This window comes from Paraburkholderia sediminicola (genome assembly GCF_046027355.1).
In the GTDB taxonomy this organism is placed as follows: domain Bacteria; phylum Pseudomonadota; class Gammaproteobacteria; order Burkholderiales; family Burkholderiaceae; genus Paraburkholderia; species Paraburkholderia sediminicola_B.
This window is the reverse complement of the sequence record NZ_JAQQEK010000004.1, coordinates 412,489-437,087: the sequence shown is the minus strand read 5'-3', so window position 1 is coordinate 437,087 and position 24,599 is coordinate 412,489. Positions and strand designations below refer to the sequence as shown.

14 protein-coding genes and 1 pseudogene are annotated in these 24,599 nt (G+C 62.9%); 14 read left to right on the top strand and 1 reads right to left on the bottom strand.

All coding sequences use genetic code 11. The features are described 5' to 3' along the window. Positions 1-109 precede the first annotated feature (109 nt). Entirely contained in the window at positions 110-427 is a 318-nt protein-coding gene (locus PQR42_RS10140; protein WP_408208083.1) for a single-stranded DNA-binding protein, read from the top strand. Here PQR42_RS10140 and PQR42_RS10135 read toward each other — a convergent pair. Further along, the gene (locus PQR42_RS10135; RefSeq protein ID WP_408208080.1) at positions 397-1,323 is read right to left on the bottom strand and encodes a LysR family transcriptional regulator; all 927 of its coding nucleotides are present in this window, start codon (positions 1,321-1,323) and stop codon (positions 397-399) included. The two genes, PQR42_RS10140 and PQR42_RS10135, sit on opposite strands and share 31 nt — an antisense overlap. A gap of 131 nt (positions 1,324-1,454) precedes the next feature. On the opposite strand from PQR42_RS10135, the gene PQR42_RS10130 reads away from it, so the two are divergent. The 13 genes and pseudogenes from PQR42_RS10130 to PQR42_RS10070 all read left to right on the top strand — a co-directional run bounded on the left by PQR42_RS10130 (position 1,455) and on the right by PQR42_RS10070 (position 24,598). Further along, complete coding sequence (locus PQR42_RS10130) at positions 1,455-3,221, top strand: acyl-CoA dehydrogenase family protein (protein WP_408392015.1); 1,767 nt, start codon at positions 1,455-1,457, stop codon at positions 3,219-3,221. Beyond that, positions 3,218-4,423, top strand: a complete 1,206-nt coding sequence (locus PQR42_RS10125) for a CaiB/BaiF CoA transferase family protein (RefSeq protein ID WP_408208074.1) — start codon at positions 3,218-3,220, stop codon at positions 4,421-4,423. The genes PQR42_RS10130 and PQR42_RS10125 overlap by 4 nt, the downstream gene beginning before the upstream one ends. Positions 4,424-4,492: 69 nt before the next feature. Continuing rightward, entirely contained in the window at positions 4,493-5,806 is a 1,314-nt protein-coding gene (locus PQR42_RS10120) for an MFS transporter (protein WP_408208071.1), read from the top strand. A gap of 156 nt (positions 5,807-5,962) precedes the next feature. Beyond that, positions 5,963-7,525 (top strand): annotated as a pseudogene (gene cuyB / locus PQR42_RS10115) (cysteate racemase). 289 nt (positions 7,526-7,814) lie between these two features. Beyond that, positions 7,815-13,700, top strand: a complete 5,886-nt coding sequence (gene uvrA, locus PQR42_RS10110; protein WP_408392017.1) for an excinuclease ABC subunit UvrA — start codon at positions 7,815-7,817, stop codon at positions 13,698-13,700. Positions 13,701-14,733: 1,033 nt separating this feature from the next. Further along, complete coding sequence (locus PQR42_RS10105) at positions 14,734-15,399, top strand: energy transducer TonB (protein ID WP_051377527.1); 666 nt, start codon at positions 14,734-14,736, stop codon at positions 15,397-15,399. A gap of 76 nt (positions 15,400-15,475) precedes the next feature. Further along, positions 15,476-16,384 (top strand): MotA/TolQ/ExbB proton channel family protein, encoded by a 909-nt coding sequence (locus PQR42_RS10100; RefSeq protein WP_408208062.1) that lies wholly within the window; start codon positions 15,476-15,478, stop codon positions 16,382-16,384. A 12-nt stretch (positions 16,385-16,396) separates the two neighbouring features. After that, positions 16,397-16,819 carry an ExbD/TolR family protein gene (locus PQR42_RS10095; RefSeq protein ID WP_012432473.1) on the top strand — a complete coding sequence of 141 codons (423 nt, stop codon included), beginning with the start codon at positions 16,397-16,399 and terminating at the stop codon, positions 16,817-16,819. Between the two features lie 57 nt (positions 16,820-16,876). Further along, the gene (locus PQR42_RS10090) at positions 16,877-17,305 is read left to right on the top strand and encodes an ExbD/TolR family protein (protein WP_011487696.1); all 429 of its coding nucleotides are present in this window, start codon (positions 16,877-16,879) and stop codon (positions 17,303-17,305) included. A 9-nt stretch (positions 17,306-17,314) separates the two neighbouring features. Further along, complete coding sequence (locus PQR42_RS10085; RefSeq protein ID WP_408392020.1) at positions 17,315-18,499, top strand: tetratricopeptide repeat protein; 1,185 nt, start codon at positions 17,315-17,317, stop codon at positions 18,497-18,499. Positions 18,500-18,802: 303 nt separating this feature from the next. Beyond that, positions 18,803-19,378 (top strand): helix-turn-helix domain-containing protein, encoded by a 576-nt coding sequence (locus PQR42_RS10080; RefSeq protein ID WP_132375140.1) that lies wholly within the window; start codon positions 18,803-18,805, stop codon positions 19,376-19,378. Positions 19,379-19,681: 303 nt separating this feature from the next. Next, positions 19,682-22,426: a TonB-dependent receptor plug domain-containing protein gene (locus tag PQR42_RS10075; protein WP_408392022.1), complete on the top strand. Its 2,745-nt coding sequence runs from the start codon at positions 19,682-19,684 to the stop codon at positions 22,424-22,426. Between the two features lie 282 nt (positions 22,427-22,708). Continuing rightward, positions 22,709-24,598, top strand: coding sequence for an extracellular solute-binding protein (locus PQR42_RS10070; protein WP_408392025.1), 1,890 nt, complete (start codon positions 22,709-22,711; stop codon positions 24,596-24,598). The last annotated feature ends 1 nt before the right edge of the window (position 24,599 follow it).

Sequence of the window (24,599 nt, the reverse complement as noted above, 5' to 3'; positions counted from 1 at the left end):
GCGATCGAGCGGCGCTTTTTATGCAGGCCGTGCCGCTTCTCGTGGGATCATACGCGCCGTGCTGGGCGATTCTGCTTTCTGCACGGTACGAAACAAGAGGAGCAGGGCAATGATCGATGGACTGGTGGGCGGGCGGTTATACGGCGAGGCGCAGATTCGCACGGGGCAAAACGGCAGGCGTTTCGTGACCTGCAAGGTGCGCGCGGCCACCAACGACGGCGACACGATTTTCGTCAACGTAATCGCTTTCGACGACGACGTGCAAACCGCGCTGCTCGCGTTGAGCGACGCGGACAGCGTCGCGCTGAGCGGCGCCTTGACGCCCAAGGTCTGGACCGACAAGAACGGGCTCGTCAAACCGGCCGTGGATATGGTCGCTCACAAGATACTGACGGCTTACGAAGGCCGCCGCGAAGCGGATGAATGAGGCGTATTCGGCGGCTCGCCGCCGGCATCCCTGAGATACTCGACGAAACGGTCCGCCACGGGCTCCGCGTCGCCGCTCCGGCGCAACAGCAGTACTTGCGACATCAGCGTTTCGCCCGTCAGCGGCAAAAACACGACCTTCGGATCCTGCACCTGACGCAACGTGTACGGCACCAGCGCAACGCCCATGCCAAAGCCAACCATCGTCACGACGGTCTGCCACAAGCGCGCCTCATGGCGAATCAATGGACTGAATCCCGCTCCCACGCACTGCGCGATGATCAGATCGTGATAATGCGGCGACACGGTGCGCGGAAACAGAATGAACGGCTCCTGCGCCAACGCCCGCAGATCGACCTTGCGTTTGCGCGCCAGCGGATGAGCGGCGGGCAGACAGCACAGGAACGGCTCGGAAAAGATCGGCGTGGAAATGACGTCGGACGGGAAATTGCCCCAGTGCGCGCAACCCATGTCGATTTGCATGCGCTGGATCGCGTGCACCTGCTCGCTGGTGTTCATCTCCTTGAGGACGATTTCGACGCCGGGGTAGTCGGCCTCGAAGCGTTTTACCGCCTGCGGCATGCCCCGGTACAGCATCGAATTCACGAAGCCGATGCGCAAGCGGCCGGCGAGGCCGTGCGCCGAGCGAACCGTCATGCGTTCCGCTTCGTTCGCCTGCAATAACAGGCGGCGTGCTTCGCCGAGCAGCACCTGACCCGCATTCGTTAGCGACACCGTCTTGTTAGTACGAGCGAGCAACTGCACGCCGAGCTGCTCCTCGAACTTGCGAATGTCGAAACTGAGCGCTGGCTGCGAAATGAACAGCCGCTTGGCCGCGCGGCCGAAATGCAGTTCCTCGGCGACGGCCACGAAATAGCGCAATTGCTTCAGATCCACGGCTGTCTCCTGATTTTGATCGATAAGCTGCGTCTATCGTACCGGATATAAGTTGTATTAGACGATTATCGACGCCGCTTCTATGCTCCTCTCACAAGCACTAACGTGCATAGCAGAGTAAGGAGACACGCATGAGCGAAATCACTGCGCAGCCGGCACACGGCTCGTCCAACATTCCCGATAGCCGGGGCATCAACTTTTTCACCAGCGATCCCGACTTCGAACGCCTGCTGAAGCTGCATCTAGGCGACACGCTGTTTCAGGAACTCGAAAGCCAATTCGTCTCGCTAGGCCAGCGCGCTTCCGACGAACTCGACGTGTGGGCGCTATCCGCCGACAAGAATCCGCCGCAATTGCACCATCGCACGCGGCGCGGCGAAGCGCTGGAAAGCATCGACAAGCATCCGGATTACGTCGCGCTGGAACGCGTGGCTTACGCGGAGTTGGGACTCGCAGCAATGAGCCACGAGACTCGCGACGGTAAAAAATCGCCGCCGCCGCTTGTGAAATACGCGTTGACCTTCCTGTTCGTGCAAGCGGAATTCGGCCTGTGCTGTCCCGTCAGCATGACCGATTCGCTCACGCGCACGCTGCGCAAATTCGGCGCGCCGGAACTGGTCGCGCGTTTTCTGCCGATGCTCGCCTCGCGCGATTTCGACACGCTATTCCAAGGCGCGATGTTCATGACCGAACAGGCAGCGGGCTCGGACGTCGCGCGCATTGCCACACGCGCGTCGCTCGAAACCGATGCGAACGGTGACGAAACGTGGCGTCTGTACGGCGACAAATGGTTCTGCTCGAATGCCGACGCCGATCTCGCGATGGTGCTCGCGCGCCCGGACACGGCGCCGCCCGGCATCAACGGACTCGGACTGTTCCTGTTGCCGAGGACGTTGCCGGACGGCTCGCGCAACAGCTACCGGATCGTGCGTCTGAAGGACAAGCTGGGCAGCCGTTCGATGGCGAGCGGCGAGATTGTGCTGGAAGGCGCGGTGGCATATCTGATCGGCGAAGTGGGCCGCGGTTTTCATCAGATGGCCGACATGATCAACATGTCGCGTCTGTCGAACGGCGTGCGCGCCGCGGGTTTGATGCGCCGTGCGCTGACCGAGGCGCTCTACATCGCGCGCAATCGCGAAGCGTTCGGCCGCAAGCTGATCGACATGCCGTTGATGCAGCGTCAGTTGCTCAAGATGATGCTGCCCGCCGAACAGGCGCGTTCGATGTTCATGCGCATCGCGCTACTGCTGGAACAGGCCGACGCCGGCGACCGGCAGGCCGCGAAATGCGTGCGCATCCTTACGCCGCTCATCAAGTTCCGCGCCTGCCGCGACGCGCGTCGCGTGACCGGCGACGCGATGGAAGTGCGCGGCGGCACCGGCTATATCGAAGAGTGGAGCGACGCGCGGCTCGTCCGCGACGCGCATCTCGGCTCGATCTGGGAAGGCACCAGCAACATCGTCGCGCTCGACATCGCGCGAGCCGCGAAACGCGACGGCGCGCTCGAACCGTTGCGCACCTATCTGCAGGATCTGCTCGGCGCGGCGGGATTGCCGGCGGCCAGTCTCGCGTTGCTGCGCGCGACGCTCGCGCGTGCTTGCGACGCGCTTGCGAGCGTGGCGGATTCCGGCCGCGACGAATGGGTTCGGCAAGCGGGTACCGCGCTGTATCACGCAAGCACCGCCGTGTTGATGGCATGCGAAGGCGTGCGTCTCGCGCCGGATTACCGGCGTCTTGCGCTCGCTCATCTGGTAGTGCGGCACAAGCTGTTGCCGTTCGATCCTCTCGCATTGCATTCGGCATCGGATGAGAGCGATGTGATCGATGCGCTGGTCAACGGCCGCAGCGTCACGCTCGAACAAGCGCTGCAACTGTTGCCACAAGGGAGCGCGCAATGACCGCATCGCTTCCGAAAGATGGCACGCAAGGCGCGTTGCAAGGCATCAAGGTCATCGACTTGAGCCGCGTGCTCGGTGGCCCGTACTGCACGCAGGCGCTCGCCGATCACGGCGCGCAGGTGATCAAGCTCGAACCGCCCGGCGGCGACGAAACACGTGGCTGGGGGCCGCCGTTCTACGGCGACACCGCGTGGTACTTCGCGGGCGTGAACCGCAACAAGCAGGGCATCGCGGTCGATCTCTCGCGCGACGAAGGCCGGGCGATCCTGTGGAAGCTGTTGGACGATGCCGACGTGCTGGTCGAAAACTTCAAACCCGGCACGCTTGCGCGCTGGGGCATGGACTACGAGCGCGATCTGCGCGAGCGTTTCCCGAAGCTGATTCATTGTGCCGTGTCAGGCTTCGGTCCCGACGGCCCGCTCGGCGGCTTGCCCGGCTACGACGCCGCGATTCAGGCGATGACCGGCCTGATGAGCGTGAACGGCGAGCGCGACGGTCCCGCGACGCGCGTCGGCTTGCCGGTCGTCGACATGGTCACCGGTTTGAACGCGCTCGCCGGCATTCTGCTCGCACTCGCCGAGCGCGCGAAGAGCGGCCGCGGCCAGTCGATCGATATCGCGTTATACGACTGCGGCGTGTCGCTGCTGCATCCGCATCTGCCGAACTATTTTGGCTCGGGCCGCACGCCGCAGCGCAGCGGCAACGCGCATCCCAACATCACACCGTACGACAGCTATCGCACCGCGACCGCGCCGATCTTTCTCGCGGTGGGCAACGACCGGCAGTTCGCGAAGCTGTGCGCGCATCTCGGCGCGCCCGAACTCGCCGACGATCCGCGTTACGTCGACAACCGCAGCCGCTGCGCGCATCGCGAGCCGCTGAAGACCGCGCTCGAAAGCCTGCTCGCGGCGCACGAGTGCGAGCCGCTCGCGCACGCGCTGATCAACGCGGGCGTGCCGTGCGGACCCGTGCAAACCGTCGACGTCGTGGCGCGCCATCCGCATACCTTGCATCGCGGCATGGTGGTCGAGATGGGCGAGTATCGCGGCACCGCGTCGCCGATCAAGCTGTCGCGCACGCCGGCCACGTATCGCAGCGCGCCACCGTCGCTCGGCGCCGACACGCGCGACGTGCTCGACACGTTGGGTATCGACGCCGCTACCCAGCAGCGTCTGTTCGAAGCGGGCGTGCTCAAGGCATAACCGCTGCAGTTCCCGGCGACGGCACGCAGAAGCCGCGCCATCCAGAAGAAAGGCCTTGGAGACAGAGACATGAATCGCGAGCAAGACGACCACGCCGCAGCCCGGCAACCCACACGCGCCGCAGCCGCGGCTTTTGTCGGCACCACCATCGAGTGGTACGACTTTTATATCTACGCCACAGCGTCCGCGCTGATATTCGGCAAGCTGTTCTTTCCCGGCAGCGATCCGTTTTTCGCCACGCTGGCTTCGTTCGGCACCTTCGCGGTCGGCTTCTTCGCGCGACCGTTCGGCGGATTGGTGTTCGGCCACCTTGGCGACCGCATCGGGCGCAAGAAAGCGCTCGTGGCGACGCTGGCGATCATGGGCATCGGCACGGTCGGCATCGGCTTCCTGCCGACCTATGCAAACGCCGGCGTGTGGGCGCCTGTGCTGCTGGTGTTGCTGCGGGTCGCGCAGGGCATTGCGATCGGCGGCGAGTGGGGCGGCGCGGTGCTGATGGCGAGCGAACATGCGCCGCAGGGACGGCGCACCTTCTTCGCGTCGTTCGCGCAGCTCGGCAGTCCGGCGGGCTTGATCCTGTCGCTGCTCGCGTTCCGCGCGGTGGCCTCGATGGACAAGGACGCGTTCCTCAGTTGGGGATGGCGCCTGCCGTTTCTCGCGAGCGCGGTGCTGCTGGTGGTCGGCCTGCTGATCCGCGCGGGCGTCGACGAATCGCCGGAATTCAAGGCGCTCAAGGCGCAACGTCGCGTGGCCGCGCTGCCCGTCGCCGAGGTCGTGCGCGACGCGTGGCGCACGCTGTTGCTATGCCTTGGCGCGAACGTGATCGGCGTGGCCGGCGCATGGTTCGTCAACACCTTCATGCTCAATTACACGACGCAGACGCTCGGTCTCGACCGTTCGTTGATTCTCGATTGTTTGTTCGTGGTGGCGTTCATCCAGTTGTTCACGCAACTGGGTTCGGGCTGGTTCGCGCAACGCATCGGCACGGGGCGCTTCCTGAAGGGGGCGGCCGCGTTGGCGATGCTGTCGCCTTATCCGATGTTCGCGCTCGTTTCGACCGGGCGGCCGGTGGCGATCGTGATCGGCATTGCGCTGGCGGTGATGTGCATGTCGAGTTCGTACGCGGTGATGGCCGGGTTCATGTCGACCGCGTTCCCGGTGCGCGTCAGGTATTCGGCGATTTCGCTGTCGTACCAGGTGTGCGCCGCGCTGGCCGGTGGTCTGACGCCCCTGATCGGGACGTTGCTCGCGCATCGTTATCCGGGTGCGTGGTGGCCGCTGGCCGTGTTCTATAGTGTTCTGGCCGGCGTATCGCTGGTATGCATCGGCACGCTGGAGCGCCGCAAGCGCGGTGCGGCGCACGGCGTCGTCGAAGCGGCCTAGCCGTTTGCCGGTGCGGGCGACGCGGGGCAACACAAGGTAATTTGCGATTCGTGGTTAACACCACGTCATAGTCCGCCTACATAATGTCATCCTCAACCGTGCAAAAGCCGCCTACCATCGAGGCGGACGGCAAAAAAACGACGGGGGGAAGCCATCATGAATCGCTATCGTTCGCTGGGTGTCGTGACGGGCGCGGCGCAACTCGCCAGCGCCGACATCCTGTGTCGGATGACCGCCGCCTGGGACCGGCCGGGCGTGGCGCGGCCATTCGATCTCGTTCTCGAGCAGCAGTCCTGACAAGGGCCGGCCTCGCAGAGCGAGGTGAGCGCCCAGTTCAAGATTCACGTATTCGACACCATGCGTGCGTTCGAAAAGCGCGGCGTCGAGGCGATCGTGTTGCCGTGCTTCCTCAGCCATACCTTCATCGACGAACTCTCGGCGAACGTGACCGTGCCGGTCGCCAACATCATGACGGCGCTATCGGCGCACGTGCGCCAGGCGTTTCCGTCGGTGCGCCGGATTGGCGTGCTGACTTCGGACGCGATCCGTCATAACGGGCTCTTCGAGCGTTATTTCGACGCCGCGCGCTTCGACGTGCTGCATCCGCGCAACGAAGCGGGCGTCGATTGCGTGACGAGCGCCGTCTATAGCGATGAAGGCATCAGGAACGGCCGCCTCTATGGCCGCCCGGTCGAGTTGCTGCGCGCGGCGTGCGCGGACCTCATTGCGCAGGGCGCGGAGATCATCCTACCGGGGCTCGCCGAAATCGCGCTGGTCGCGCGCCCGCTCGGCCGGCTCGAGGTGCCGCTCGTCGACGCCAATCTGGTCTACGCGCGCTACGTCGCGGCGGCCCAATATTCGCAACTGGAGCGGCGCTTCAAGGTGGGCGTGCTGGGCGGCGTCGGGCCGGCGGCGACGGTCGACTTCATGGCCAAGCTGGTGCGCAATACGCCCGCGGCGTGCGATCAGGATCACATCAGGATCATGGTCGAGCAGAATCCGCAGATTCCGGACCGCACCGCCGCGCTCATCGGCAACGGCGACGATCCGACGCTCGCGCTGTATGCCGGCTGCAAGACGCTCGAGGATGGCGGCGCGGACCTCATCGCGATTCCGTGCAATACGGCGCATGCGTTTGTCGAGCGGATCCAGCCGTCGCTCAGCATTCCGATAGTCAATATGCTGACCTGTACCGCCGATTATCTGCATGAGACCTTTCCGGGCTTGCGCGAAGTCGGCGTGCTGGCCACCTCGGGCACGCTCGCGAGCCGCGTCTATGAGCAGGCGCTCGAAGCGCGCGGTTTCGTGCAGGTTGCGCCGGGCGAGCCGGCGCAGGCGCGGCTGATGAACGCCATCTACGGCCCGAAGGGGGTGAAGGCGGGCTTCACGTCGGGCGAGTGCCGCGATGATCTCGCCGCGGCGGTCGACGATCTGGTCTTGCAAGGCGTGCAGGTGATCGTGCTGGCTTGCACCGAGTTGCCGCTGCTGTTGCGTGACGCGACGCTGGCGTGCGCGGGCGGCCTGGTGGTGCGGCTCGTCGATCCGACCGAGGTGTTGGCGAAGCGCTGCGTGGCGTATGCGTTGGGTAACAGCGAAGCGCTGGATGCAGCGCCCGGCGCTGCGGTGTCAACAGGGGGCCGATCAGTGCGGAACGCGTCTACGGTTAAAAACGGTGCACCCGTCACAACCCTGCTGCGCCTTGCAAGCCTGGCGCGATAGCACCGCTTTACGCCTCCGACTCCGCTTCGAGCGGCTTTAGACTCCTCCGTCCCCAACGGCACAACGCTTGCTGCCGCGCTAAGCGGCGCGCATTTTTGCCTCCGTCACCGCCTGACGCGCTTCCAAAGCACAGCCGTGCAGCGCCATGGAAAACTGTATAAATATACAGTATAGTATCCCGTTGCAAGCCGGGCTTCGGCGTGGTTTTCCGCCGGCCCGGCGGCACCGAACTTGCGCGGTCGCGAGGCGTCCGTGAGAGGTGGCCCACTCATTCAGACGGTCGGAAAAATTGGCATCTAACGGCACTATCAAGATTCGCGGCGCGCGCCAGCACAACCTCAAGAACGTCGACCTCGACGTACGGACCGGCGAGATGACGGTCGTCACCGGCCCGTCCGGTTCCGGCAAGTCGAGCCTCGTGTTCGACACGCTTTACGCGGAAGGGCAGCGGCGCTACGTCGAAACATTCAGCGCTTACGCCCGGCAGTTTCTCGACCGCATGGACCGGCCGCAAGTCGACCGCGTCGACGGCGTGCCGCCGGCTATTGCGATCGACCAGACTAATCCGGTGCGCAGTTCGCGCTCCACCGTCGGCACCATGACGGAGCTCAACGATCACCTGAAGCTGCTCTACGCGCGTGCGGCCGAACTGTTCGACCGGAAGACGGCCCATCAGGTGCGCCACGACACGCCGGAAACGATCTACGCCGAGTTGCTCGAACGTACAGCGGAGAATGAGCCGCGGCTCGTCGTCACGTTCCCGGTCGAGCTGCCTGAGTCGGCGTCGGAGCAGGAAGTGGAGCAATGGCTGTCGGCCAGCGGTTACACGCGCGTGCAGGCGCAGCGCGAAGTCGATTCGCCCACCGGCAAGCGCAAGCTGCTCGACGTGGTGGCCGACCGTTTCCGGTTGCGCTCGGTGGACAAGCAGCGGGTGGTCGAGGCGATCGAGGCCTCGCTCAAGCGCGGCGGCGGGCGCGTCAATATCTATGTGCTGCCGGCGTCATCGGAAGGGGCGGACAGTCAGGAAGCCGAACCGCAAATCTGGCGTTTCTCCACCGGCTTGCACAGCCCGGAAAGCGATCTGCGCTATGCCGACCCGCAGCCCGCGCTGTTCTCGTTCAACTCGGCCTACGGCGCGTGCGAGGTCTGCCGCGGTTTCGGGCGCGTGATCGGCGTCGACCTCGGGCTGGTGATTCCGGACGCGCGTAAGACGTTGCGCGACGGCGCGATCAAGCCCATGCAAACGCCCGCGTGGAAGGAATGCCAGGACGATCTGATGCGCTACGCGGCGAACGCCGATATCCGTCGCGGCACGCCGTGGGGCGAGCTGACGGACGCCGAGCGCGACTGGGTCATCAACGGCTCGCCGGATTGGAACGGCAAGTGGCAAAGCCACTGGTACGGCGTCAAACGCTTCTTCGAGTATCTCGAATCGAAAGCGTACAAGATGCATATTCGTGTGCTGCTGTCCAAGTACCGCAGCTATACGCCATGCGAAACCTGCGGCGGCGCGCGCCTGAAAACGGAATCGCTGTTGTGGCGTCTCGGCAGCAAGCTGAACGCGGACGACGTGCTGCCGGCCGGGAAGCGCTTCCTGCCGCGCGGTGTTGACTGGACGCGCGGGCAGCTCGAAGCGTTGCCGGGTCTGACCTTGCATGACCTGATGCTGATGCCGATCGAGCGCATCCGCCGCTTCTTCGACGAAATCAGCTTACCGAGCGCCTTGCTCGACGACGCGCTCAAGCTGCTGCTCGCCGAAGTGCGCACACGCCTCAAGTATCTGTGCGACGTGGGCCTCGGTTATCTGACGCTCGACCGGCAAAGCCGCACCTTGTCGGGCGGCGAGGTGCAGCGGATCAACCTGACCACGGCGCTCGGCACGTCTCTCACCAAGACGCTGTTCGTGCTCGACGAACCGAGCATCGGCTTGCATCCGCGCGATCTGAACCGCATCGTCGAAGCCATGCACCGTTTGCGCGACGCGGGCAATACGCTGGTGGTGGTCGAACACGATCCCTCCGTGATGCTCGCGGCGGATCGTCTGATCGACATGGGTCCGGGACCGGGCGAGCGCGGCGGCTCGATCATTTACGACGGCGCGCCCGAGGCGATCCGTTCGTCAGGCACGCTCACCGGCGAGTACCTCGGCGGCCGCCGGCATGTGGCCGACGCGGCGCATTGGTCGCAGCGTCCGGTGGATGCCGCCACGCCGCGCATCGTGCTCGAAGGCGCGACGGAACACAATCTGCGCGATGTCACGGTGGAAATTCCGTTGCAGCGGCTCGTCTGCGTGACGGGGGTGTCGGGTTCCGGCAAATCCACGTTGCTGCAAGACGTGCTGTATCCGGCCATGGCGCGGCACTTCGGTCTCGCGACCGAATCGCCGGGCGCGTTCAGAAGCCTCAGCGGCGCCGATCAGGTCACCGACGTCGTGTTCGTCGACCAGTCGCCGATCGGCAAGACGGCGCGGTCGAATCCGGCGAGTTATGTCGGCGCGTTCGACGAAATCCGCAAGCTGTTCGCCAAGGCGCCGCTCGCGCAGCAACGCGGTTACGGTCCGGGCATGTTCAGCTTCAACTCGGGTGATGGCCGCTGTCCGACCTGCGGCGGCTCGGGTTTCGAACATATCGAAATGCAGTTCCTGAGCGACGTGTACCTGCGCTGCCCCGATTGCGACGGGCGGCGTTATCGCGCAGAACTGCTCGAAGTGAAGATCGAGCGCGGTGAACCTGCGCGCGCGCTGAGCATTGCCGACGTGCTGGAATTGACGGTGAGCGAAGCCACCGCGTATTTCGCTAAAGATGCCGAAGTGCTGCGCGTGCTGCAGCCGATCGTCGACGTGGGCCTTGAATACGTGAAGCTCGGCCAGCCGGTGCCCACGCTGTCGGGCGGCGAAGCGCAGCGGCTCAAGCTCGCCGGTTTCCTCGCGGAATCGGCGCAGGCGCGGACTGCGCGCAGCGCGAAGCAGCCGGTCGCGAAACGTTTGTTCATGTTCGACGAACCGACCACCGGCCTGCATTTCGACGACATCGCCAAGCTGATGCAAGCGTTTGGCAAGCTGCTCGCGAGCGGTCATTCGCTGATCGTGATCGAGCACAATCTCGACGTGATCCGCGCGGCCGACTGGCTGATCGACCTCGGTCCCGAAGGTGGCGATGGCGGTGGCCGGGTGCTGTGCGCCGGTACGCCGGAAGACGTCAAAGCGTGCCCGGAATCGCATACCGGTGTAGCGCTGCTGCAATATGACCGTGCCATGGGCGCGGCGTCTGAACCGGCGTCGCAAGGCATTCCGCTGCAAAAGGCGTTGAGCGCCGCGCGTGCGCGCCGGGCGATCGAAGGCGAGGACGTGGTGCGCATCGTCAATGCGCGTGAGCACAATCTGAAATCGCTGGACGTGGACATTCCGCACGGCAAATTCAACGTGATTACCGGCGTGTCCGGTTCGGGCAAATCCACGCTCGCGTTCGACATTCTGTTCCACGAAGGGCAGCGCCGTTACCTCGAATCGCTGAATGCCTACGCACGTTCCATCGTGCAGCCGGCGGGGCGGCCCGAGGTCGACGCGGTGTACGGCATTCCGCCGACCGTCGCGATCGAGCAGCGGCTCTCGCGTGGCGGCCGCAAGAGTACCGTGGCGACCACGTCCGAGGTGTGGCATTTCCTGCGTCTGTTGTATGTGAAGCTCGGTTTGCAGCATTGCATCCACGACGGTACGCCGGTCACGTCGCAAAGTGTCGAATCGATCGCGGCGCAATTGCTGCGCGATCACAAGGGGCAGCACGTCGGCTTTCTCGCGCCGTTGGTCGTGAACCGCAAGGGCGTTTATACGGATCTGGCGAAGTGGGCGAAAGCACGCGGCAATACCCATTTGCGCGTGGACGGCGAGTTCGTGCCGGTGGACCCGTGGCCGAAGCTCGACCGCTTCCGCGAGCATACGATCGAGCTGCCGGTGGCCGACATTGTCGTGTCGCCGGACAACGAAACCGAACTGCGTCAGGCGCTCGACCAGACGCTGGAAGTCGGCAAGGGCGTGATGCATCTGCTGGCGCCGCTCGACGGTTTGCACGACGCGATCAGCGGCGGCCATCCCACGGCAAAACTCGGCGCTGTGAAGGTGCTGTCCACCAAGCGCGCGTGTCCGGTATGCGGCACGAGCTACCCCGAACTCGATCCGCGCATGTTCTCGTACAACAGCAAGCATGGCTGGTGTACCACGTGTGTCGGCACGGGCCTCGCGCTCACGCGTGAACAACGCGCGGTGTACGACGATACGATCGTCGTCGACGACAATCGCGGTCGTGAACAGAGCCTGCCGTCGGAAGAGCAGGAACCCGAAGGTCTCGTGGACGAACCGTGTCCGGATTGCGCGGGTACGCGTCTGAACCCCACCGCGCGCGCGGTCACGTTCGACGCGCAGGCGATCGTCGATGTCGCGCAATGGACCGTGTCCGACACGCGCGCCTGGATCGACACACTGGAGATGACCGGTCGCGACGCGGAAATCGCGCGTGACGTGGTGAGCGAAATTGGCAGCCGTCTGCAGTTCCTCGAGGAAGTGGGGCTCGGTTATCTGAGTCTCGATCGCGCGGCGCCGAGTCTCTCCGGTGGCGAAGCGCAGCGCATCCGGCTCGCCGCGCAACTCGGCAGCAACCTGCAAGGGGTGTGCTATGTGCTCGACGAACCGACCATCGGCCTGCATCCGCGCGACAATCAGATTCTGCTGAACGCTTTGCGCAAGCTCGGTGAGAAGGGCAATACGCTGGTGGTCGTCGAGCATGACGAGGACACGATTCGGCGCGCCGATCACATCATCGACATCGGGCCAGGTGCGGGAAAACGCGGCGGCACGCTGGTCGCGCAGGGCAGTGTGGCCGACCTGTCGGCGCAGCCCGATTCGCTGACGGGACAGTTTCTCGCGCAGCCCATCGTGCATCCGTTGCAGCCGCGCCGCGAAGTGGTTGCGCCGAGCAAGCGCACGGCTGCAGTGCCTGAGAACTGGCTGACCGTGCATGGCGGCAAGCTGCACAATTTGCGCAATGTCACGGTCGGCATTCCGCTCTCACGGCTGGTGGCGGTCACCGGCGTCAGCGGTTCCGGCAAGTCGACCCTTGCGCGCGACGTGCTAATGACCAACCTGCTCGATGCGGTCGGACGTTCGGTACTGTCGTCGCCGGCCACGCGGCGCGCGCGTGCCGCGGCCGAGGAAAAGCCGGCAGCCAACCGGCGCTCCAGCGTGCTGGCGCGCACGGCGCCGCGCGCGCCGTTGAACGTGACGCATGCGTGGCAAGGGTGCGATTCGATCACCGGCTGGGAAACCATCGACCGCGTGCTCGAGGTCGATCAAACTCCGATCGGCAAGACGCCGCGTTCGTGTCCCGCCACTTACATCGGCGTGTGGGACGCAATCCGCAAGCTGTTCGCCGGCACGCTCGAAGCGCGCGCGCGTGGCTATACGGCCTCGCGCTTCTCGTTCAACACCGGCGAAGGCCGTTGCCCGGCCTGCGAAGGGCAGGGCGTGCGCACCATCGGCATGAGCTTCCTGCCCGACGTCAAGGTGCCTTGCGATGTGTGTCACGGGCAGCGCTTCAATCCCGAGACGCTCGCGGTCACGTGGCGCGGCAAGAATATCGGCGACGTGCTGACCATGGAGATCGACGAAGCCGTCGAGTTCTTCGGGCCGATCTCGAACATCGCCCATCCATTGCAGTTGATGAAAGACGTCGGGCTCGGCTATCTCACGCTGGGCCAGCCGTCGCCCACGTTGTCGGGCGGCGAGGCGCAGCGTATCAAGCTCGTCACCGAATTGAGCAAGGTGCGCGACGACATCACACGGCGCGGCCAGAAGCCACCGCATACCTTGTATGTGCTGGACGAACCGACCGTGGGCCTGCATATGGCGGACGTCGCCAAGCTGATTCGCGTGCTGCATCGTCTCGCGGACGGCGGCCATAGTGTCGTCGTCATCGAGCACGATCTGGATGTGATCGCCGAGGCGGACTGGATCATCGACCTCGGTCCGGAAGGCGGCGTGGGCGGCGGGTCGATCGTCGCTGCCACGGATCCCGAAGGACTGTCGCGCGTCGCGGCGAGTCATACGGGCGCCGCCTTGCGGCCGGTTCTCGCGCGATCGCGTAACAACAGCGCTGTCGTGGCAGGCGAGGGCACGAACGGTTGATGCAGCAGAGCGGCGCGATCAACGTTGCGCCGCTCCTGCTTGCTCGTTTATTGAACCCGCAAGAGTTTGCCGGCGCATGATTCACGTCTCTCTGGCCAGGCCGTTCGGTCCGCGGGCGATTGCCCTGCATAGCACACCAACGTCGCGCTGACATCGCCAGCCCCTCGGCATCATTTGCGCTGTTGGCTTTATGTAATTTATTGGAATTGTTTTGTAATTCAATAGGAGGCGTAATTGAGAGGCGTATATAGAGTGTCGTAAATACCGCTAAAAATATTTTTAAACGCTTCTTTCCTTCTGCTATCGTCTCGCCTTCGGCGGCGGTCACACCCCGGCGCCCGATCACCACAACAAACGTCCTGTCCACGATCCACGCAAGTCACGCTACGATGGCGCTGAAACGCCTGCCCAGCGGGGATTTCGCGTTCCGAATCAGACGTTCTGCCGACCGTTTCGCGTGCATCGATGCACGCCGAACGTGCAGCGAATTCCCAATTGTCGGGCAGAAAAAGCCAAATGCTTATCTGCTCGACATACGCTTATTCTTTTAAAGCGACGCGAATTTCGCATGAGTTAGAGTTACCTCTCTAAACTAAGTATGTTGTCATCAAAAAAAGTTTGACCGTACATTTTTTGTCCTGCTATCGTTGCCACCCATGAAACGCATGTGACGTTTGCGCAAAAAGTTCCAGGCGCTACGACTTATCGCAATCAGGTGGTCTCCAGCGTTCATGCAAGGCAGAAGTGAGCGGTTCAAATTTAATCTATTAGTAGTTCTACTTGGATCGGCTATTCGGCTCGCATGACGCACGGCCGCGTTCTCCCGGAGGCGCGTCCGTGTCGTCGGATCGGAGCCGGGTAGTGTCACGTCCGTTTTGGACTCCGAATCAAAGACCGCCGGTTATCGGATGGTCGAAGTGAATGTTGTTTGCGGCAGGTAAGCGCACTGCAGTTACAGAAATGGACGATTCACGCCGGAGGAGTAAAGGTGGGTACGAAAGTCGAAGGGCAATTTCCGGCAGTAGCGGCCCGTATGGAGAGGCCGGGGCGCCCGCGTGAGTTTGGGCGCAAGCAGCAAAACCCAGTACGCCGTTTCGGCGGTATCGCAATTGTTCTGCTTTTGCACATCGTGCTGATTTATGCGCTGATCAATGGCCTCGCCACCAAGGTCGTGCAGGTCATTCAGCATCCTATCGAAACGAAAATCATCGAACCGGTGAAGCCGCCGCCCCCTCCGCCGTTGCCCACCGTGCAATTGCCGCCGCCGAAATTCGCGCCGCCGCCTCCGCCGTTCGTGCCGCCGCCGGAAGTGCAGGTGCAAACGCCGCCGCAGCCGACCATTACGCACCAGGCCGCGCCGGTCGTGTCGGCGCCTGCCGTGGCGCCGCCCGCACCGCCGGCGCCGCCCGCGCCGAGCAAGCCTGTGAGCACCGAGGTTGGAGTCGTGTGTCCGAACTCGGATCAGATCCGTTCGTCGATCCGCTATCCGAAGGAAGCGCAGGAAAACAACGTGACGGGTGATGTTCTCATTGAATTCGTCGTCGACCCGCAGGGCCATATTACGAATGAACGCGTTGCCAAATCCTCGGACGACTCCTCACTGGATCGTGCCGCATTCAACGCAGTCAAGCAGTTTACGTGCGTTTCCCAAGGCCAGGCTGTCCGTGTGCAAGTTCCGTTCTCGTTTAACCTGAACTGAATTCACAGGCTGTTCGGTACCGGTAGCGATTTATCAGTCTTAGTTTAGAAGTTGTACTAATGAACTTGGAGCAGGCATGAAGAAGCGTACTCTCGCCGCACTGGCGGCAAGCATGTTGATCGCCGTAACCACGGTGGATACCTTTGTTGCACCGCAAATGGCCCATGCGCAGGCTAGCGACGCGACCGCGTCGGCTACAGTCGCACCGGCCACCGCCGCGCCGCAAGCCGCCAGCGCGGCCGCCGACGAAGCGGTGCCGCCGCCGGCGCCGGCCACGTCCGAAACCGTCAGTAACCCGTACGGCCTCAGCGCCCTCTGGAATAACGGCGACTTCGTCGCCCGTTTCGTGCTGATTCTGCTGGTGCTCATGTCAATGGGCAGCTGGTACATCATGATCACCAAGTTCGTCGAGCAGTTCCGCGCGAACCGCCGCGCGAAGAGCGCCGACGAGCAGTTGTGGACCGCGCCGTCGCTGGTCGAAGGCGCGAAGCTGCTCGACGAGACGTCGCCGTTCCGCTTCATCGCCGAAACGGCTATCGAAGCGGGCGAGCATCACGACGAAGCACTGCTCGAAGCCGTGGACCGCAACACGTGGATCGATACGTCGGTCGAGCGTGCCATCACCAACGTGTCGAATCGTCTGCAAGACGGTTTGGCGTTCCTCGGCACCGTGGGTTCGACGGCGCCGTTCGTTGGCCTGTTCGGTACGGTGTGGGGGATTTATCACGCACTGACGGCCATCGGCATTGCCGGCCAGGCTTCGATCGACAAGGTCGCGGGTCCGGTGGGCGAGGCGCTGATCATGACCGCCATCGGTCTCGCGGTGGCAGTGCCCGCGGTGCTCGGCTACAACTTCCTGGTTCGCCGCAACAAGTCGGTGATGGAGCGTGTGCGTGCATTCGGCGCGCAACTGCATACCGTTCTGCTGGCCGGCAGCCGCCGCCCGGCGCGTGCCGCGGCTCGCGAAGCGTCGCTGGTTCAATAAGCGGAGTCCGTCATGGCAATGAGCGTTGGGCAGGACGACAACGACGAGGTCATCTCCAGTATCAACACCACGCCGCTCGTCGACGTGATGCTGGTTCTGCTGATCATCTTTCTGATCACGATTCCGGTCGTGACGCATACGGTGCCGGTGCAATTGCCGAAGGAGACGATCCAGCCGCTGCAGACCACGCCCAAGAGTATCGTCATCGCGGTCAACCGCGACGGCGACTTCTTCTGGAACGAGAAGCAGGTCGACGCGCCGACGTTGCTGGCACGCCTGAAGACCGTGTCGGTCATGACGCCGCAACCGGAAGTGCACGTTCGCGGCGACCAGAGCGCGCGTTATGAATTCATCGGCCGGGTCATTACCGAGTGCGAGCGCGCCGGTATCGCCAAGGTTTCGTTTATCACCGAGCCGCCCGCGCGCGGCGGCTAACTTTGCATGGGATCGGACCAAGCGTAAAGCGCCAGGTCCGATCGACAGGAGGCGATGATGGGAATGAACGTATCGTCGGGCGGCGGCAGCGAACCGGATGTGATGGTCGACATCAACACCACGCCGCTGATCGACGTGATGCTGGTGTTGCTGATCATGCTGATCATCACGATCCCGATTCAGACGCACGCCATCAAGATGAACCTGCCGGTCGGCAATCCGCCGCCGCCGATCACGCAGCCTGAAGTGGTGCAGATCGATATCGACTTCGACGGCACCACGACGTGGAACGGCCAGCCGGTGCCGAACCGCGCGGCGCTCGAATCCAGGCTCGCGCAAGTGGCCGCCGAGCCGGTTCAGGCTGAAATTCATCTGCGGCCGAACAAGCTGGTGCCGTACAAGGATGTCGCCGAGGTGATGGCGTCCGCGCAACGGCTGGGCGCGACGAAGATCGGCCTGATCGGCAACGAGCAGTACATGCAATAGGGAAGGGCAATGCAAACGATTCATCAACGGTTCAAGCGCGCCGTCATCGCGGCCGCTCTCGTGCTGCCGCTCGCCTCTCATGCCGCAGACACGTTGCGGCCGGATGTGGCGAAACCGCTGAATGCCGCACAGGATCTGTATCGCGCGCACAAGTACAGGGATGCGCTGACGAAGATCGATCAGGCGGCGGCTGTGCCCGGCAAGACGCCGTATGAAAGCACCATGATCGAGCAGATGCGTGGCGCGGCAGCGGCAGCGGCGGGAGACACCGGCGTGGCTGCTCAGGCCTACGAAACGTTGCTGAGTTCGGGGAAGTTGAGCGGCGCGGACGAGCAGCGCACGTCGGCGGCATTGGCCGGCATCTACTTCCAGCAGAAGAACTATGCGCAAGCGGCTAAGGTCGCACAGCGCTATCTGAAGTCGGGTGGTGGTGATCCCGACATGCGCACGCTGCTGGTTCAGTCTTACTACCTGTCGAACGATTGCACGAGCGTGGTGAGCCTGCTCAAGCCGGGAATCGACGCGCAGGTGCATGCCGGCCACGCGCCTGACGAGTCGCAACTGCAATTGCTCGGCACGTGTGCTCAGCGCGTGAAAGACGATGCCACGTACCGCAGCACGCTCGAAAAGCTGGTTGCCTATCACCCAAAGCAGTCTTACTGGGACGACCTGTTCTCAGCGATTCGCAACAAGCCGGGCTATTCGTCGAAGCTCGATATCGACACGTACCGCCTGCGTCGCGCGACCGGGTCGCTGTCGACCGCCGACGACTATATGGAGATGACCCAGCTGGCGATCGTGGCGGGCACCACCGCGGAAGGCAAGCAGGTCATCGATCAGGGCTTTACGGCGGGTGTTCTGGGGCGTGACGCGCAAGCGGATCGCGAGAAACGTCTGCAGGCACTCGCGGCCAAACGTGCGCAAGCGCCGGCCGATCCGGCGAATCCCGTTGCCCCCGTCGACGTGGGTTTCAATCAGGTTTTCGCGGGGCAGGCGAAGCAGGGTCTGGCGGCGATGGATGCCGCGATCGCCAAGGGTGGACTCGACCACCCGGACCAGGCGCAGCTGCATCTCGGTGAGGCGTATTACATGGCGGGCGACAAGGCTCGCGCGGTGCAAACCTTCCGTGCGGTGAAAGGCACCGACGGCTCAGCCGATCTCGCGCGTTTGTGGGTGCTGGTGGCGTCGAAATAAGAGCATTCCGTTCAGTTTTGTTCCATCCGACGAGGCGCGCTCGAGCTCTCCTCATGGCGGGCGCGAGGGGACGCGCTCGTCGTAAGAAATGTGGGTCGTCTCCGATGCCTGCGTGTGGTTGCAGCCGCAACCTTCACAAGACATTCGAAGTATCCAGAAGTCTTCTGGACAACCAATTTGTTCGTGTTGTCCGGAGCGTAATTTCAGTTGACCTGGCAGAGACGTTTTAGGGAGAACGTTGCGCTCGACGAAACATAATTTGTATATATCAAACTATTTTTGACTACGGGATTCTGTCTTGCTATGGTCTTGCCACTCAATAACAAGGCACACGTTGCAGTCTCTATAGGAAGCAAAATCCGCGCGCTGCGCCAACGGCTCAGTCGGACGCTGGATGAAGTGGCAAAAACCGCGGGCATCTCCAAGCCCTTTCTGTCGCAAGTGGAACGGGGTCACGCAACACCTTCGATTACATCGCTGGTCGGTATTGCGCGAGCTCTGGGTGTCACGGTGCAGTACTTCGTCGACACGCCGACCGAAGACAAGTCGGTGCGTCGAGGAAGCGAGTTGAAGTACTTCGGATTTGATGGAACCGCCAATCTGTTTGGAAGGCTGACGAACCTGTCGGTCGGCGGCAAGCTGGAAGTGATCCTCGTCAGGATGCCGGTGGGACAGAACCCGTCGGAAGTCACGACGCATGCCGGTGAAGAATTCCTGTATGTGATGAGCGGCCAGATCTCGCTCACGTTGGAAGGCACAACGTTCGTATTGCAGGCAGGCGACACCGCGCATTACGAGTCTACCGTGCCGCACTCCTGGTCCAATACCGCGCGTGAAGAAGCGGTGGTCGTGTGGGTAGGGACGCCAAGATTGTTTTAGTGCCGTAGGCCACGCTTTAGAAAAAAGCAGTCGCTCGATATTTGTAAGCATAACTTAAGTATATACCCGCGATTTGGGAAAATAAGCCGGCGCGTAGCGGGATCCATTCGCGTGGCAGTAGAAATGGCATCAATTGGAAAGCGCTGCGCATTCCGATTGCAATAAATTAGTAGTCCGACACTGACTTATTTGAAGTTGCTTTAACGGAACGCGGCGCAAGATCGCCGTATATCGAGTAGAGCGGTTCACGAGACCACTCTTCACATACTGCTGTGGCCTTACTGACGAGCGAGAAGGGGAAAAATGAAACAAAGGGCATTGGCGCTGGCCATTAGAAGAATAGTCTGGGCTGAACTGGCATTGTCGGCCGTAATCGCCGTACCGGCGTTTGCACAAAGCCAGCCGGCCACCACCGGCACCGCGGCAGGCGCGACGACGACGGAAAGCACCCCGGCAACGGGCACGGCTGCCACACCGTCCGCGGATAGCAACACTGCGACGCCGACGGGGAAAGGGGTTCAGCAGCTCAAGAAATTTGAAGTGACCGGCTCGCTGATCCGCACGTCGGACAAGGTCGGCAATACGGAAGTTCAGACGATCACGGCCAAGGACATCCAGCAAAGCGGTTATACGACCGTGGCCGACTTCCTGCGCGGCACGTCCGCGAACTCGGGGAGCAGCTGGGGCCAAACGACGATGAATAGCTCCGCGCAAGGCGGTGGCGGCATTGCATTGCGCGGTCTGAGTGAGAAGTACACGCTGGTGCTGGTGGACGGGCAACGGGTGGCGAATTACGGCAAGGCGGTGAACTTCACCGACACGTTCTTCGACGTGAATTCGATCCCGCTCAACATGATCGACCACATCGACATCGTGAAGACGGGTGCGGTCTCGGTGTATGGGTCGGATGCAATTGCAGGCGTGGTCAACATCATCACGAAGAAGGACTTCCAGGGCCTGCAGATCGATGGCCAGCTCGGCAAGGCGCAGCATCCGGGTGACGCGCAGGGCAACTTCAGCGTGCTCGGCGGTATCGGCGATCTGAATGGCGACCGCTTCAACGTGACGGCCGCCGCGAGCTACTATCGCGACACCGGCTCGTCGCTCGGCGATCGCGACATGACCGCGGGTCAGGACTTCAGCCAGTTCCCGGGTGGCCTCGCGGGCCCGCTCGGTCCGAACCAGCAGTCGTTCTGGACCACGGCCGACGGCACCAACACGGCGCTCAGCCCCTGCCCTCCGGGCAGCGTGTCGGCGAACGGCGCATCCACGTGTAAATCGAATCCGGCCAGCGCCACTTCGCTGGTGCCGGCGATCACGCGCCTGAACGCGAAAGTGCGCGGCACCTTCAAGGTCAACGACGATGTGCAGGCTTACGCCGACCTCTGGGTGAGCCGCAACGAAACCGTGCAAAACGAAGGTCCGGCGGTGCTGAGCAGCCAGACCAACGCGTTCAACCCGGCCACGGGTTCGGCGTTGCCGATCTCGCGCACGGTCTCGGGCACCAACCCGTATAACCCGTTCGGCGTGCCCACGCTGATCAACTACACGTTCCCGAACACCGTGTCGGCGGATACGGTGTCGACGTTCTGGCGTGCGATGACCGGTGTGAAGGGCTCGTTCACCACGGCCAAGTTCGGTGACTGGGATTGGTCGGCGGATTACGGCCATTCGCAGAGCACGGTCGACACGACCTACGGCAACGCGCTGAATGTGGCGGGCCTCGAGAACATTCTGCAAAACGGCGTGTTCAACTTCTCGAACCCGTCGGCCACGCCGAACGGTTTGAACGGCGTCTTCCAGAACGACTATGAGCAGGCGATCTCGAAGCTCGACAGCGTCACGGCGAAGACCTCGACGGGCAACCTGTTCAATCTGCCAGGTGGTCCGGTCGGTGTCGGTTTCGGTACGGAATTCCGCCACGAAAGCAACCTGATCAACTCGCGCACTTATAGCGCGCTTGGGGTGACCGCGCCGGCCAACGTGCAGACGGTCGACGGCGAGCGCAATGTGGCCGCCGTCTACTATCAGGTCGATATTCCGATCATCCGCAACCTGACGTTCACGCAGGCGGGCCGTTACGACCACTACAGTGACTTCGGTGGTGCGTTCTCGCCGAGCTTTGCATTGCGCTTCCAGCCGGTGCAGTCTCTCACGGCATTCGCATCGTATAGCCGCGGCTTCCGTGCCCCGACGCTGGTCGAAAACTCGCAGGCGACCTATCTGGCTCACCAGAACCTGGTCGACCCGAACGACCCGAGCGGCACGCCGACCAAGCACTTCACGACGGAACAGGTCAACGGCAATCCGGCGCTGCAGCCTGAGCACACCAAGAACTACAACATCGGCTTCCAGCTTTCGCCGGACTCGTCGACGGATATCGGTGCGGCGTTCTACAAGATCCACATTGACGGCGTGATCGGCACGGACGATCCGAACGCGGTGATGGATGCGAACAACCCGTCGACCGTGATCCGCAATCCGGACGGCACGGTGGCCTTTATCAAGGAACAGTTCGTCAACCTCGGTTCGCTCGACACCGACGGCTTCGACATGAACTTCCGCAAGTCGGTGGGCACGAAGTACGGCACGTTCACGCTGGCAGGCGACTGGGCCTACGTGTGGCACTTCAAGCTGAATAGCCCGGGTGCGCCGACGCAGGACTTTGCCGGCAACAACCTCGCGCTGCTGCAGCCGTTCGGTGCGTCCAATCCGCGTTGGAAGGGTAATACCAGCTTCTCCTGGGATTACCGCAAGCTGACCACCACGCTGACGTGGCAGTACACGGGTCCGTACACCAACGCGGTGGCGTCCGAGTTCGGCGACGGCGGCACGCTGTCGGTGGCGTCGTACAGCCAGTTCAACCTGATGGCCACGTATCGCGGCTTCAAGAACTGGACGATCTACGGCGGCATCAACAACATCTTCGATCGCAAGCCGCCGTTCGACGTCGAGTGGCAAGCCACCCCGGATATCACGGGCTACGACCAGTCGCTTTACACCAACATCGGCCGCTTCTTCCAGGTCGGTGCGACGTACCGCTTCTGAAGTCCTTGATGGTTGTGATGCACTGGCAGTCTGTCTAGACGGTCGGCCGCTCCGGCTTCCGTTCATCGGTACCGGAGCGGCGCAATTCTGTTAGAGACGTGCTTTGGAGTTCCTCGTGCACAGTGCTCGTTCGAGACCACAGCGAGCGACGGCGACCGGTAATCAGCAGCTGAGCGCCAGCGGGGGAAGTTACGGGAGCGACGGCGTCGGGCCGTCACTCGCGCCGATTCGATTTACCGCGCGCCGGCCTGAAGCCGGCGCGCGTCCTTACGCATTCCGAAGATGAGACTTGTGAAGTTTCACTGGCCGCGCACCGTCACGCGAATTGCGCTATCCGCCGGTGCGTGTCTCGCCTTGAGCGCGCTCTGCGCGCAGGCGCGCCCCTCGATTGCGCAATACGACGAGCCCAAATATCCCGCCGGCTTCACGCACTTCGACTATGCGGATCCCACGGCGCCGAGCGACGGCAAGCTCAGCTTCCAGAACTTCGACGAATTGCAGAGCTACGATTCGCTGAATCCGTTTCTCGTACGCGGCGCGCCCGCGCCGGACATCCTGCATCTGATGTTCGATACGCTGATGCAGCGCAGCTGGGACGAGCTGGCTTCCGAGTATCCGCTGATTGCCGACGATGTCGAAGTCGCGCCGGACCTCGGTTCGGCCACCTTCCACATCAATCCCGCCGCGCGCTTTTCGAATGGCGATCCGATCACCGCGGCCGACGTCAAATACTCGTTCGACACATTGACGAGCCCGAAGGCCTCGCCGCTCTTCAATGCGCAGTTCTCAGTCATCAAAAGCGCGACCGTGGTCGACAAAAACACGATCCGCTTCGTTTTCAGGCACGCCGAGCGCGACGCGCCACTGATCGCGGGCGATTTGCCGATCTTCTCGCCGAAGTGGGGCATGCGCGCGGACGGCACACGCCTACCGTTCGACCAGATCGCGAACGAGCCGCCGGTCGCGAGCGGTCCGTATCTGATCGAGTCGCGCAAGAACGACAAGCAGATCACCTATCGCCGCAACCCCGATTACTGGGCCGCGAATTTACCGTCGCGGCGCGGCATGTTCCGCTTCGCGAGCATCACCTTCAAACTCTATCGCGACCATTACACGCAACTGGAAGCGTTCAAGGCCGGCGATGCCGACGCGATTGTCGAATACAGCGCAACGCAATGGGCGCGTAAATACGTCGGCAAGAACTTCGACAATGGACTGCTGAAGAGGGGAGAGTTCGCCGACGGTCCCGCGCAGATGCAAGGCATGCTGATGAACCTGCGCAAGCCGATGTTCCAGGACCCGCGCGTGCGCCATGCGCTGACGATGGCATTCGACTACGACTGGATGAACCGCCTGATGTTCTACGGTCAATACCGGCGCACCAGCAGCTATTTCGCGGCGAGTCCGTTCGGCGCGACCGGCATGCCCGGCCCGAAGGAACTGGCCTTGCTTGAACCATTGAGAGCCAGCGTGCCGCCGGAAGTGTTCGGTCCCATGCTGAAGCAACCCACGACGATTGCACCGGATTCCTTGCGCGGCAACTTGCGCGTGGCGCGCGATCTGCTGGCGCAAGCCGGCTGGCACTATCGCGATGGCGCATTGCGCGACGCCAACGGCACGCCGATGACGATCGAGATCATGGACGATCAGCCCGGCATGGACCGCCTGATCCTGCCGTATATGCAGGCCCTCGGCATGCTCGGCATTCAGGCGCATATGCGCGAGATCGACAGCGCGTTGTACCAGAAGCGGCTGGACAACTTCGAATACGACATGACCACGTTCATCTACCCACCGGTGACGATTCCCGGCGCGGAATTGACACGCCGCTTCGGCAGCGCGGCGGCCTCGGAAGTCGGCTCGGAAAACTATCCGGGCATCCGCTCCAAAGCGGTCGACTCGCTCATTCACTCAGCGCTCTCCGCCGACAATCTCGACGACCTGGAAGCGGCGACTCGCGCGCTGGATCGCGTGCTGATCTATTCGTTCTACCTCGTGCCGGAGTATTACGCACCGGGCGCGCGAATCGGCTACAAGTCGACGCTCGGTCATCCGGACAAAGTGCCGATGTCGTATCAATACGAAGACTGGGTGATCGACTACTGGTACACGAAAACGCCGGCCGCCCAGACCGCATCTTCCACCGCGGCTACGGCCGCCACGGCCCACTGAG